Raw genomic sequence first — 12,434 nt, forward strand, 5'->3', positions numbered from 1 at the left:
GCCGCCCTTCCCGCCGTCGGCCGAGGCGCGGCTGGTGCCGGTACCGCAGGCTGCGAGGGAGGGAAGAGCGGCGAGAGCGGCGAGGCCGCCTGCTCCGCGCAGGAGCGCTCTACGACCGATCTGGGGATCACTCATGGCAATACTCCTCATCTGGGGACGCGTGGGACCAGCTGTGCGGGGGGCTTATCTCGCGGGCGGGGGGGGCGGGATGGTGCAGGGTGGCGAACGCGGGCAGAGCATCGCCCGCTTGTGTTGCCGATCACCGCTTTGGCGCGTGTCGCCGTGGATCGACGTCCCCGACGACCTTGTCGTCGGAGCGACACCGGCTAGAGGACCGGGTGAGTGGCGGTGGGCAAGCTGGAGCCATACCAGGCGGTGACCACAGTTCATGGCGCGATCAGCGGTCGCCCGAGGCAGAAGGCGAAACGGAGAGCAGGTCGTTCAGCCCATTGCTGGTCGTGATGCCCAGCAGGGGTGTTCAGGAAGCGGCGTTCAGGAAGCGGTGTACCCGCCGTCGACGGTCAGGACCGATCCGGTCACGTACGACGACTCCGAGGACGCGAAGAAGAGCACCGCGTCAGCGACCTCTTCAGGGGTGGCGAGGCGTTGGAGCGGGATCGTGCTCTCGCGCTCGCGGCGGTAGCCCTCGGGGTCGGGCCTGCGCTGGAACGCCGCTTCGATGATCGGGGTGGCGGTCAGGCCCGGAGCGACGACGTTGACACGGATGTTGCGCGGGGCCCATTCGATCGCCGCGCCCTTGGCGAGCATGATGAGGCCGCCCTTGGCGGCGGAATACAGGACCTGCCCGGACATGCCGACCATGCCCAGCCGCGAACTGACGCAGACGAACGAGCCACCGGTCTCGGGCATCAGCGGCGCGAAGTGCTTCATCACCAGGAACGCGCTGAGCAGGTTGCTCTCGAGCACGTTCTTCGCGTCGTCGTAGGCCATCTCGGTCAGCGGACTGCTGGCCTGGAGGCCGTGGTTGAGGACGACGACGTCGACGGTGCCGAAGGACTCGGCGGCCTGCTTGGCCAGGCTCTCGACGAACGCCTCGTCGTTGAGGTCTCCGGGGACGTACAGGTCGTCGGGCTGAGCGCTGTCGAGTCGCTCCTTGCGGCCGGTGAGCAGCAGCCGCGCGCCCTCGCGGCGGAAGTGGGAACTCACCGCCTGTCCGATGCCACTGCTGGCGCCGGTCACCAGGGCCGTGACGTTGTTGAGTCTCATGTCAGGCACTCCATATACGGGGGAGATCGGTCGGTTGCGGGCTCGGCCACGGGGTCTTGTCCCTGGGGCCGGTCAGTTGAGGAATCCGCGGGCGTCGACCGGCCAGCGGTGCAGCGACGTGCCCGTGCTGTCGGTGACGATCAGTTCCTCGAAGCCGAGGACGACCGGGCACACGTGGTTCGGCACGACCGGTACGACGCTGCCGACGCTGGGGCGGAACTCGCCGTCCGGCAGCGGAAGGAACCCGTGGTACTCGTTGAGCTTGCCCAGAACCGCCTTGGTGCCGGCGATGCCGCCGTAGCCGATCTCGGGGCTGCCTTCGCGGCTGAGGGCTTTGGTGCCCACATCGAGGATGACCTGGCCGGGGACCCAGTCGCTGACCACGGTGGCGGCGACGAACAGCGCGATCTGGTCTTCCTCGCAGGAGCCCAGCCGGGCGTTGTTCAGATCGCCGAAGACGTACTCGCCGGGACGGATCTCGGTGATCACGCCGCTGGTGGAGAACTCGAGGGTGGGAGTGGAGCCGGCGCTGACCACCTCAGCGGTGACCCCGACATCGGCGAGGCTGCGTACCGCGGTGGTGAGCGCGGCCTCCTGGTCCTGCGCGGCGCGCTGGCGGGCGTCCCGGCCGGCGCCGCCGTGACCTGGATAGGTGAAGACGCCCACCGGCACCAGACCGCGCTTGCGGGCGGAGAGCGCGAGATCACCCGCAGCCTCGGGCGGCGCCCCGGAACGACCGGCGCCACAGTCGACCTCGATCACGACCTGCAGCCGGTCCGGTTCGTCTCCCATCGCGTCGGCGAGGGCCTCGATCGCCGCGGCGTTGTCGACGCCGACCCGCAGCCGGGCGGACTCGGCGAGCCTGCGGATCCGGGGCTTCTTCGATCCCGCGGCCCAGATCGGGTAGGCGAGGAAGATGTCGTCGAACCCGGCCGCGGCGAAGACCTCGGCCTCACCGACGTTTCCCGCGGTGATCCCGACCGCGCCGGCCTCGATCTGGCGTCGCCCGATCTCCACACACTTGTGCGTCTTGACGTGCGGCCTGACCTTGAGGTCGTGCTGGTCGGCGAAGCCCTGTATGCGGTCGATGTTGCCCTGCATGACGTCGACCAGCACGATCGGCGCGGGGGTGTCGATCCGCTCGACCAGAGCGTCGAGTGCTCGTTGCAGCCGGTTCACGCTGCGCTCCTTGTGGTTGTGCCTGGAATGATCGAGGGGCGCGGGTGCTGACTCCCCTGGATACCGAACGCGCGCGGCCCGCGATATCGCGCGCACGTGCGTACGCTGCCGTCGGGCCTGCCCTACAGAGCCGTGCAGACCATCTGGATCTCGACCGGAGTGTTGAGCGGCAGCCCGGCGACACCGATCGCGGTGCGGGCGTGCCGTCCGTTCTCGCCCAGTACCTCGATGAGCAGTTCACTCGCCGCGTTGGCGACCCGTGACTGCTCACCGAAGTCCGGCGTGCCGGCCACGAAGACCAGCATCTGCACGATCCGGACCCGGTCCAGATCGCCCACCGCCTGCACAGCGGCGGCGAGGCAGTTGAGCGCGGCATGGCGCGCGAGCTCCCGCGCCGTCTCCAGCTCCACGTCCAGGCCCACGACGCCCTGACCCAGCAGCTCGCCGTTTTTGTAAGGCAGTTGGCCCGAAATGTAGATGCTGGAGCCCACGGTCCGGTGGTGCACGTAGTACGGGTTACCAGCGAGGTCGGGAAGGTTCAGGCCCAGGGCCTGGAGCCGATCGGAAGCCGGGCCGCTGTTCGCTGTCGAAGTCACGGGCCGGCTCACCGCGCCACCGCCGTGGACGGCACAGGACGCAAACCCTCGCAGCTGACCACGAGAACCCGCTTCGCATGAATCTTGATCATCTGTACTCGGTTCTCCTCTCGAGTAACAGTGGCGGAGAAACGCCGCATGGTGGCTTAAAATCGCCATCACATTGTCGTTTGTCGACCATATGGCCGCCCGTCGAGCACTGTCAATACAGACTTCAGCCCCGAGCACGACCTGGCACACCGTCTGCGGCTCGATCCGCCCCAGCTGGACGCGACGGTCGACGCCATGACCACACCTGTCCGCATGACGATCGCTGACGGCTGCGGGATTCCCGAGCGGTTGACACGGATGGTCGAGCCGATCCGGATCCACCCGGAAGGCAGATCCGGCAGGAAGACGACCGTGCCGCGTAGACAACTCACCGGCGAACAGCGGAAGTTGACCGCGTCGTTCTTGGCGATAGGCGAGTACGGCGCCTACCCTGCGCAGCTGCGGAATCAGTTCGACGGTGCGATGCGCCGGTTCAGGGCAGGCGCGCAGTGGCGCGCGTGAGATGCCAGGCGAGTTCGGGACTGACCGACCACCTACGGGCACTTGCGCGTCGGGAGGAACGCCGGCCTCTTCGCCGTCAGCGTGGACTCCACGACCGTCCGCGCTCACCACGACGCGCCAGGACGACCCCCGGAGGGGACGCCATGGAGGCTTTTGAGGAAGCTGCCACCGAGCAGGAGCAAGCCCGCCAAGAAGGGTGACGAGGCGGGACAGAACAGGCAGGGCAGAGGAAACAGGCCTGAGCGTGCCGAACATCGACGCGCCCGCCGCCGACGCAGGCCGACTGATGGCCCCGCCTGTCAGGGTCCCGCGGCGGACCGATCACGACAGCACAGACGCCGGCATTCGATCGCGCAGCCCTTGAAGTCCCCGGGTCCAAGCAGGGTGCCCCGCCTACGCTGCCGTCGACGTCCTGGACACCCGGCAACTGATCCGTCCTCGTCCTGCCCCTACGACATCTCGTCGTCCACGGTCGTGCCTCCAGCATGGCGCACCGACCGTGGCCACGACTGAGGCCCGGACGCCGCACCACTGATCCGGGGCGGCGTCCGGGCGGGCCAAGAACGGGTGCTCGGACAGGCGGCGCACGTTCGGCGACCGATGATGTGGCGCGACAAGCGCACCATGCGGGTCAGTGTGCCGTCTCGGCCATGTCGCAGGTGTGGCATACCACTCTGCGTGCCGGGATACGTCCGTAAGCGGCGCCCATGCCGACCTGGCGGGTGACCTGCACCTGACGTACGCGGGCGTGATTCTCACAGGTGGCCAAGCCGCAGCGCGAGCACACACCGATGCCGGTGGTGTCGCTGCGCGCCTCCTGGAGGCAGTCGTAGCACCTCATGTTCAACTCCGATTTCAGCGCGGGCCCGGTGTGGCGGCCAGCCAACATGAACAAACCCATCCAGGCCGCGCACACCTACTCAAGGAGCTTGAAAAGTAGGTTCCAGTTTAGACTTTGTCAAGACTGAGACTCGATCGCGAATCGCATGGCCCGTGTGCGATGCGGTGAAGCAGCTGACCTGACTGTCAGTCAGCGTTCGCTGTCCAGAGTTGCCCGCTGAACGTCGGCACGGTGCGGACGGCGCCGCCGGGGTGCAACCCGACCGCCCGCCTGGCTTCACCTGGCGGGCAGTTGCCTCCGGGTTCAGGCCGGCCATGCGGCGGCGTGGCGCTGCCGCAGCTCGTGGGCGGCTGCCGCCACCACGCACCGGCGCTTCGCCCAGGGGCCGGGCCGGGCCGCACCGGGGCATCCTCGACGAACCCGGTGGCATGGGCGCATTGTCCTGGTCGCGGTGCGCGATCGAGTCCGTCATTGCGTGCGGGGCCGCCGACCGGACGGAATCGGACCGTTCGTGGCCACGATGGGAGGCATCCAGGACTCCGCGCAGCCGCTCCATCCGGGTTCGGGAAGACCCGGGTGCTGGCGCTGGTGGAGTGCGGGACCCTTGCAGTGGTCCACGCTGCGATCGGCGCGGTTGGTCAGCGAGCAGACACTCGCCAACCGTCTGCCGGGAGCCCTGCCGGCGGGCACGCTGCTGTCGGACCGGAACTTCTCCGGATTTCCACCGTGGTGCGCTCGGTCCTGGAAGACGCCCCTACCTCGGACAAGGGCCGCGCCAGGTATCGCCGTGGTGACCCGCAGGCAGGTGATGTCCGAGCGGGTGGCGCAACCGGTGATGACGGTGACCTACCTGGACGGCACCAGCCGCACCGAGCCGTACCGCCTCGCGTCCACCCCGCTGAAGGAGGTTGACTTTGGACACTTCACGCGGGCGACACGGCCTCATACATGCCGGGGCGTGCGTTCCCCTGGGTCTCCCGTCCGGGCTCCCAGCCCCTTGGGGAAATGGGCAGCCAGTTCCTGGCGGAACGCGTCGGTGTCACCTTCCAAGGCAACCGCGGCCAACCTCTCGTGCTCGACGACCAATTGATGCGGGTCGTCGCTGTAAGTGCGGTGATCGACGCTGAGGTGGAGGCGCAGCTTGGTCTCCCAGCCGTTCCAGAGACTCTGTAGGACACCGTGCCCCGAGAGATCGTAGAAGAGCCTGTGGAATCGAAGGTGTGCGTCGATGCTGGCCGGGATGTCGTCCTTCTCCATTGCGCGGCGGAGATCCTCGACGGTCCGCAGCAGCTGGGACCGCTCAGGACCGCGCAGTGCTTCGGCCGAGAGCTCGGCGGCGTACGGCTCGACACGTAGCCGGACCGAGTCGATCTCGGCGACCTCGCGAGCGCTCACCTCTACGACGAACGCTCCACGGTAAGGGATCTTGACGACGAGCCCTTCCTCCTCCAGCTTGGTCAGCGCCTCGCGCAGCGGTGACCGGCTGATCCCGAGATCCGCGGCGATGTGCGCCTCGCGCAGCTGGCCACCAGGAGGTACGGCCCCATCGAGGATGGCGGCACGCAGTGTGCGGTAGACGCCGTCCGGCGTCGTCGTCCGCTGCTCCTGCCACTCGAACTTGTGGTCCACCCCGTGGCCCTCCCTTGCTCATTACCGACCACTTGGTCGTTTGTCGACTATACCTCTGCTGGTTGCGTCCCACTCCGAGTTGACTGTCTGGCAGGAGCTCCCCGAATTCACAGCCGCTCCCCCTCCGGCTCACGGGTCGCGGCGACAGGTCGGTGTCCCGTGAGCCGTTTCGCTATCAGGCCGATGCCGGTCCGGCGACACGGGTGCTTGTGGCAGGTTCTGCGTGAGAAGACGAGCACCTGGCCCGCCGGTGACGTTGCCGATGCTCGCGGCCCGCTCGACGAGCCACACCCTGCGTGACACCCAGGTACGCGCCCCGCGCGGGAATCTCCCTGTGCACGGCCGGACCGTCGCTCTCCGGTTACTCCAGACCCAACCTGCACATGGTCCGGTCCGGGGCTCGCGCTCACCGAGGCGCTCGACGATCCGGTACTGGTTGCCGGTCCGCACGTACTCGGAGGCGACCCCGACCGAGAGCCGCTTGGATCTGACCGAGGTACTCCTCCGACGCTGTTGACAGTCGAGAGGCGTTTGGTCGACAATCGACCAAACGGCGGTGGTCGACAATCGACCAGAATGCCGGACAGCTCCACGGAAACACTAGGAGGGCCAGTGGTATTCGACGTCAAGCCCAAGTTCGTGACGTTCGACATGAACGGAACGCTGATCAATTTCAGCATCAACGACACGATGCGTGAGGTCCTGGGAGACCGGCTGCCGGCCGAGCTCGCCGATGAGTACCTGCGGATCTGCAAGGCGTACCGGATCGACGAGTGCACGGGCGCGTACCAGCCGTTCCATCAGGTCGTCGCCCGCTCCATGGAACGCGCCTCGCGCAGCGTCGGTCTCGAGTACCGCGAGGACGAGGCGCGGGCGGTGTACGAGCGCATCCCCACCTGGGGCCCGCACCCCGGCGTCACCGAGGCGCTGAACCGCCTGGCCGAGGCGGTCCCGCTGGTCATCATCACGAACAGCGACACCGCCCACGCCGTGCGCCTCGCAGAGAACCTCAAGGCACCGTTCGAGGTCGTCATCAGCGCCGAGGAGATGGGCGTGTACAAGCCTCGACTCAGTGCATTCGAGTACATGTTCGATAAGCTCGGCGTGACACCCGACGAGCTCGTGCACGTCTCCGCGAGCCCGATGTACGACCTGCGTTCAGCGGCCATCATGGGCATCAAGAACAAGGTGTACGTCGACCGCGGCTGGGAGCACGACGAGCACTGGCTCGGCTACGAGCGGATCACCGACATCGCCGACCTCCCGGTCCTGTTCGGCCTGCCGCGCCCCTGACGCCCGAGCGGAGAACTGAGAAACGAATCCGCAGGAAGGCGGTGGCGACGTGAGTCTGCCCCTGCCGCAAACCGTCAAGGGTGACTCGGCTTCGGAAAGGCTCCAGCATCCACATCTCCCGCCAACTGCCTTACCAAGAACGGCGAGCTGCTGGGTCAGGGCGTCGTGGGCCTGGACGTGGAGCTGGAGACGGCGCGGGAGCTCGCGCGCCATGCCGCGCTCAACTGCCTCGCCGCCGCTGTGCAGGCGGTGGGCGATCTGGACCGGGTCCGGATCGTGCAGATGCTGGTCTTCGTGGCCGGCACGCCGGACTTCGGTGAGCAGTCACGGGTCGCCAACGCGGCGAGTGAACTGCTCATCGAGGTACTGGGCGAGAACGGACGGCACGCCCGCACCGCGATCGGTGTCGCCGGGCTCCCCCTCAACGCCCCTGTCGAGATCCAGGTGATCTGTACTGCGGTGCAGCGGGAGCCAATCATGAGCAGTGCGGTTGTGCCCCGCCTTCAACAGGCACTCGACGCCCTCGGCCGGCACCATGGCCACCCGGCGCCGATCGTGCCGGCCGACGCGATGCAAGACGGCGTCGACCGAGTCATCGATGCCTTCTTCCCACACAGCTCCGACCCCGAGGTCACCCACCGCGGGCGTGAGGGGGCTATCGCGCTCGGGCGCCTCTCCACTCCCGAGGAGATCGCCGACGCCGTCCCGTCCTCTTCCTCGCGACGTCGGAGCCCTCGTACATCACCACCTTCCAGTACCGGCACGCGCGGTTCCACAGACGTATGAAGGACACATCCATGAACGCCCTTGCGGCACCACCTCGAAACGGAGAGCTCGGCTTCTGGGTGGCCCAACTGGCCGGCAAGAGGCCGTCATTCCCCCGCTTCACCGGCCAGGACTCCGTCGACGTGGCCGTTGTCGGCGGCGGCTACACCGGCCTCTGGGCGGCGTACTTCGCCAAGAAACTGGAACCGTCGCTCTCGGTGGCCGTCTTCGAGGCCGAGCAGGTGGGCTACGGCGCATCGGGGCGCAACGGCGGCTGGCTCTCGGCGATGCCTCCGGGGAACCGTGCCACCTTCGCCCGCGCCGGCGGAGGGCTGGAGGCGAGCCGGGCGCTCCAGCAGGAGTTCGTCGCCGGCGTCGACGCGGTCCTGGACATCCTCCAGGCCGAGGGGATCGACGCCGATCAGCACAAGGGCGGCGCGCTCGTCGCCGCCCACACTCGGGCGGGGCTGGGCCGGCTTGTCACCAGGCGTGATGCCGACCTGAAGTACGGGCTGACCGACGACGAAGTCCACATGCTCGACCGCGACGAGTTCCGATCCCAGATCAACATCTCCACCGTCCACGGCGGGCTCTTCTACAAGCACTGCGCGCGGTTCCACCCCGCGAAACTCGTCTACGGCCTCGCCGACACCCTGACCTCCATGGGGGTCAGGATCTACGAGGGCAGCCGGGTGGACAGCGTCGCGGACAAGACCCTCACCCTGGCCAACGGTCGTGTCACCGCGGCCAGGACGTTCATCTGCACCGAAGGCTATTCGGGACGGTTGCTCGGCCGCCGGAGTCTGATCCCGGTCAATTCCTCGCTGATCGTGACCAAGCCGCTGCCGGAGGAGGCATGGCAACAGATCGGCTGGGACGGGCCGCAGTGCCTCAGCGACTCCGCGCACACGTTCATCTACGCCCAGCGGACGTCGGACGGCCGTATCGCGATGGGGGGCCGCGGTGTTCCCTACCGTTTCGGGTCCGGCACCGGGGGAGCCGGAGCGACCGCCCAGTCCACGATCGACCTGATCTCGCACAAGCTCAGCACCTTCTTCCCCGGTATCCCCTTCGAGGTGGACCACGCCTGGTCGGGAGTCCTGGGCGTCACGCGGGACTGGAACGGCGGCGTGCACTGGGACCCGGCATCGGGCATCGGGTCGTCCACCGGCTACGCGGGACACGGTGTCACGTCGGCCTACGTCGGTGGCAGGACTCTCGTGGAGCTCGCCTTCGAGCAGGAAACCGAACGGACCACCCTCCCCTGGGTCGGCTACCGGGCACGGAAGTGGGAACCGGAACCCATCCGCTGGCTGGGCGTTCACGCCATGTACCGGCTCTTCGGCATCGCCGACCGGTGGGAAGAGCGCAGGGATTCCCGCACGACCTCACTCCTGGCCAGATTCGGCAGCAGACTCGCCGGACTTCACGAGTAAAGAGAAAAGAGACCGCTCTCATGGACGCGAAACTCGCCGTCATCGGCCTGGGCAGCATCGGGAGCATGGCCCTGTGGCAGGCCTCCCGGCTGTCGGACTCGGTAGTGGGCTTCGAGGCCGCCACCCCCGCCCACGGCCGCAGTGCCGTGGGCGGGGACACCCGCCTGTTCCGCATGGTCTACCTCGGCAAGCCCGACTACTACCCCATCATCGAACGCTCCCGCGGCCTGTGGGCCGAGCTCGAAACGGAAACCGGGCAGGAGATCCTCACCACTACCGGGGGGCTGTCCATCGGGACGGCGAACGGCAGCTTCATCAACAGCCTCCTCGAGACCACGCGCCTCAACGGAGCCGAGCACCGCGTCCTCAGCCGGGAGGAGTTGGCGGGACGCTACCCCCAGCACAACCTCCGCCCCGACGACTGCGCCGTCTACGACCCCCGCGCCGGCGTTCTGCGCACCGACCGCGCCGTCAGCGCCGCCGTCTCGGCGGCCCAGGCCAACGGCGCCACGGTCCTTCGGAACACACCCGTGGACAGCATCACCGAAACCGACCACGGCGTGGTCGTCACCTCGGGCGACAGAACCTGGACGTTCGAGAAGGTCATCGTGGCCTCGGGCGGCTGGTCCCGAAGGCTCATGCCCGACCACCTCAAGGCCGTCACGGAAACCCATCGGATCGTCCTGACCTGGTTCGTCGCCCAGGACGGCACGCAGTTCTCACCGGAGAACTTCCCCGTCTTCAGCCGGCTGTACGGCGATCACTCCCTGTACGGCGCACCCGCCGTCGACGGCGTGACGGTCAAGGCATCGGTGGACGGACCGCTGGACGGGCGCGGAAGGGAGACTCCCGACCCGGATTCCGTGCCCAGGGAACTCACCCCGCGAGAAATCGAGAAGGTGACCGAGATCGTCACCGACTTCTTCCCCGGCCTGATCCCCAGCATCGTGCGCTCCGACGCCTTCCCCGACCTTTTCACCGAGGACAGGCATCCCCTCCTGGGCTGGCTGGATGAGAACAGCAGCGTCTACTGTGCCACCGGATTCTCCGGAAAGGGCTTCAAAATGGCCACCGGCTACGGCCACATCGCCGCACTCGAGGCGCTCGGCAAGCAGACCGTCGAAGGCCTGGACTTCGTGCGTCCGGACCGGTTCAGGACCAGGTAGCCCACCCACTTCCGCCGCCTCGGCGCACGACCGGGGCAAGCCGCCGACCCGGGCCGGGCCCGTCGACGATCCAGCGCTGGGCGGGCGCGGAGCCGCGGGCCCCGTCCGGCTCGGGGGTGGACGTGAAGCGGGTGCGCAGGATCTCCAGGACGTCGCTCGTCCCGCTCCTCAGCACTCGATGACGTTGACGGCGAGGCCGCCGCGCGCGGTCTCCTTGTACTTGACCTTCATGTCGGCGCCGGTCTCCTTCATGGTCTTGATGACCTTGTCGAGGGAGACGTGGTGGCGGCCGTCGCCGCGCATCGCCATCCGGGCGGCGGTGACGGCCTTGACCGCGGCCATGCCGTTGCGCTCGATGCAGGGGATCTGGACGAGGCCGCCGACCGGGTCGCAGGTGAGGCCGAGGTTGTGCTCCATTCCGATCTCGGCGGCGTTCTCGACCTGTTCGGGGCTCCCTCCGAGGACCTCGGCGAGGCCACCGGCGGCCATCGAGCAGGCCGAGCCGACCTCGCCCTGGCAGCCGACCTCGGCCCCGGAGATGGAGGCGTTCTCCTTGAAGAGCATGCCGATGGCGCCCGCCGCGAGGAGGAAGCGGACGATGGACTCCTCGTCGGCGCCCGGCACGAAGTCGAGGTAGTACTGAAGTACGGCGGGGATGATCCCGGCCGCCCCGTTCGTCGGAGCGGTGACGACCCGGCCACCGGCGGCGTTCTCCTCGTTCACGGCCATCGCGTAGAGGGTCACCCACTCCATGGCGCGGCCCGTCGCATCGCCCTCGCCGCGCAGGGCCCGCGCCGCCGCGGCGGCCCGACGACGGACCTTCAGTCCGCCGGGGAGGATGCCCTCGCGGCCCAGCCCTCGGGAGACACAGGCCTCCATGACGCGCCAGATCTCCAGCAGACCCGCGCGGATCTCCCCCTCGGTGCGCCAGGCCTTCTCGTTCTCCAGCATCAGAGCGGAGATGGACAGACCAGTCTCCCGGGAGAGCCGCAACAGTTCGTCACCGGTGCGGAACGGGTGAGGCAGAACCGTGTCGTCGAGCTTGATCCGGTCCGCGCCGACCGCGTCCTCGTCGACCACGAAGCCACCGCCGACCGAGTAGTACGTCTTCTCCAGCAGCGGTACCCCGTCGCCGTCGTACGCGAAGAGGATCATGCCGTTGGCGTGGTACGGCAACGACCGCCGACGGTGCAGGACCAGCTGGGTCGAGGCGTCGAAGTCGATCTCGTGGGCCGGGCCGATCTCGGCGCCGAGGAGGCGGATGCGCCCGGTGTGCCGGATCCGTTCGACGTCCAGGTCGGCCTGGGCGACGTCGACCGTGTGCGGTTCGTTGCCCTCCATACCGAGCAGGACCGCCTTGGGGGTGCCGTGGCCGTGGCCGGTGGCGCCGAGGGAACCGAAGAGTTCGGCCCGTATCCCGGCGGTCTGGGCGAGTACGCCGTCCTGCTTGAGCCGGGTCACGAACCGGACGGCGGCACGCATCGGACCGACGGTGTGCGAGCTGGACGGGCCGATGCCGATGGAGAACAGGTCGAAGACGCTGATTGCCACGCCATACTCCGTGGGATGGGAGGGGCGTACCGAGCGGTCGCCGGCACGCCCCAGCGGGAGGTTGTCGGTTACAGGCCGGGGTAGAGCGGGTGCCTGTCCGTCAGGGCCTTGACCCGGGTCTTGAGCGCGTCCGCGTCGGCCGCTCCGAAGGGAGAGGGCGCCTTGAGCGTCTCGGCGATGACGTCCGCGACCTCGGCGA

The 12,434-nt window shown here is 68.3% G+C and carries 12 protein-coding genes and 1 pseudogene; 5 read left to right on the forward strand and 8 right to left on the reverse strand.

Annotated features, from left to right (window positions below; genetic code table 11):
* Positions 1 to 202 precede the first annotated feature (202 nt).
* From KUM44_RS47865 to KUM44_RS41740, 4 genes and pseudogenes are all read right to left on the reverse strand, one after another.
* Positions 203 to 383 (reverse strand): annotated as a pseudogene (locus KUM44_RS47865) (transposase); the annotation flags it as partial.
* A gap of 109 nt (positions 384 to 492) precedes the next feature.
* Positions 493 to 1,227 carry an SDR family NAD(P)-dependent oxidoreductase gene (locus KUM44_RS41730; protein WP_217214982.1) on the reverse strand — a complete coding sequence of 245 codons (735 nt, stop codon included), beginning with the start codon at positions 1,225 to 1,227 and terminating at the stop codon, positions 493 to 495.
* Between the two features lie 72 nt (positions 1,228 to 1,299).
* Positions 1,300 to 2,406 carry an alanine racemase gene (locus KUM44_RS41735; protein ID WP_217214983.1) on the reverse strand — a complete coding sequence of 369 codons (1,107 nt, stop codon included), beginning with the start codon at positions 2,404 to 2,406 and terminating at the stop codon, positions 1,300 to 1,302.
* A gap of 122 nt (positions 2,407 to 2,528) precedes the next feature.
* Positions 2,529 to 3,002: a RidA family protein gene (locus KUM44_RS41740; protein ID WP_217214984.1), complete on the reverse strand. Its 474-nt coding sequence runs from the start codon at positions 3,000 to 3,002 to the stop codon at positions 2,529 to 2,531.
* A 303-nt stretch (positions 3,003 to 3,305) separates the two neighbouring features.
* Between KUM44_RS41740 and KUM44_RS41745 the strand changes: the two genes are divergently transcribed.
* Positions 3,306 to 3,554, forward strand: coding sequence for a hypothetical protein (locus KUM44_RS41745; RefSeq protein ID WP_217214985.1), 249 nt, complete (start codon positions 3,306 to 3,308; stop codon positions 3,552 to 3,554).
* 631 nt (positions 3,555 to 4,185) lie between these two features.
* Here KUM44_RS41745 and KUM44_RS41750 read toward each other — a convergent pair.
* Positions 4,186 to 4,395, reverse strand: coding sequence for a DUF2180 family protein (locus tag KUM44_RS41750; protein WP_217214986.1), 210 nt, complete (start codon positions 4,393 to 4,395; stop codon positions 4,186 to 4,188).
* 942 nt (positions 4,396 to 5,337) lie between these two features.
* Positions 5,338 to 6,024, reverse strand: coding sequence for a GntR family transcriptional regulator (locus tag KUM44_RS41755; protein ID WP_217214987.1), 687 nt, complete (start codon positions 6,022 to 6,024; stop codon positions 5,338 to 5,340).
* A gap of 612 nt (positions 6,025 to 6,636) precedes the next feature.
* On the opposite strand from KUM44_RS41755, the gene KUM44_RS41760 reads away from it, so the two are divergent.
* The 4 genes from KUM44_RS41760 (at position 6,637) to solA (ending at position 10,684) form a co-directional block, all read left to right on the forward strand.
* On the forward strand, positions 6,637 to 7,317 hold the full coding sequence (locus KUM44_RS41760) for a haloacid dehalogenase type II (protein WP_217214988.1): 681 nt from the start codon (positions 6,637 to 6,639) through the stop codon (positions 7,315 to 7,317).
* 165 nt (positions 7,318 to 7,482) lie between these two features.
* A complete protein-coding gene (locus tag KUM44_RS46515) occupies positions 7,483 to 8,103 on the forward strand; it encodes a RidA family protein (RefSeq protein WP_308402848.1) in 621 nt (206 codons plus the stop codon).
* Between the two features lie 11 nt (positions 8,104 to 8,114).
* Positions 8,115 to 9,518 carry an FAD-binding oxidoreductase gene (locus KUM44_RS41770; RefSeq protein WP_254390891.1) on the forward strand — a complete coding sequence of 468 codons (1,404 nt, stop codon included), beginning with the start codon at positions 8,115 to 8,117 and terminating at the stop codon, positions 9,516 to 9,518.
* 20 nt (positions 9,519 to 9,538) lie between these two features.
* Positions 9,539 to 10,684, forward strand: a complete 1,146-nt coding sequence (gene solA / locus KUM44_RS41775) for an N-methyl-L-tryptophan oxidase (protein WP_217214989.1) — start codon at positions 9,539 to 9,541, stop codon at positions 10,682 to 10,684.
* Here the strand turns inward: solA and KUM44_RS41780 are convergent.
* Positions 10,671 to 10,859 (reverse strand): hypothetical protein, encoded by a 189-nt coding sequence (locus tag KUM44_RS41780; RefSeq protein WP_217214992.1) that lies wholly within the window; start codon positions 10,857 to 10,859, stop codon positions 10,671 to 10,673. The genes solA and KUM44_RS41780 overlap by 14 nt on opposite strands.
* On the reverse strand, positions 10,853 to 12,235 hold the full coding sequence (locus KUM44_RS41785; protein WP_217214990.1) for an L-serine ammonia-lyase: 1,383 nt from the start codon (positions 12,233 to 12,235) through the stop codon (positions 10,853 to 10,855). Before KUM44_RS41785 ends, KUM44_RS41780 begins: the two co-directional genes overlap by 7 nt.
* Positions 12,236 to 12,434 lie beyond the last annotated feature (199 nt).

The sequence above is a fragment of the Streptomyces sp. AC550_RSS872 genome (genome assembly GCF_019049285.1).
Lineage (GTDB): Bacteria > Actinomycetota > Actinomycetes > Streptomycetales > Streptomycetaceae > Streptomyces.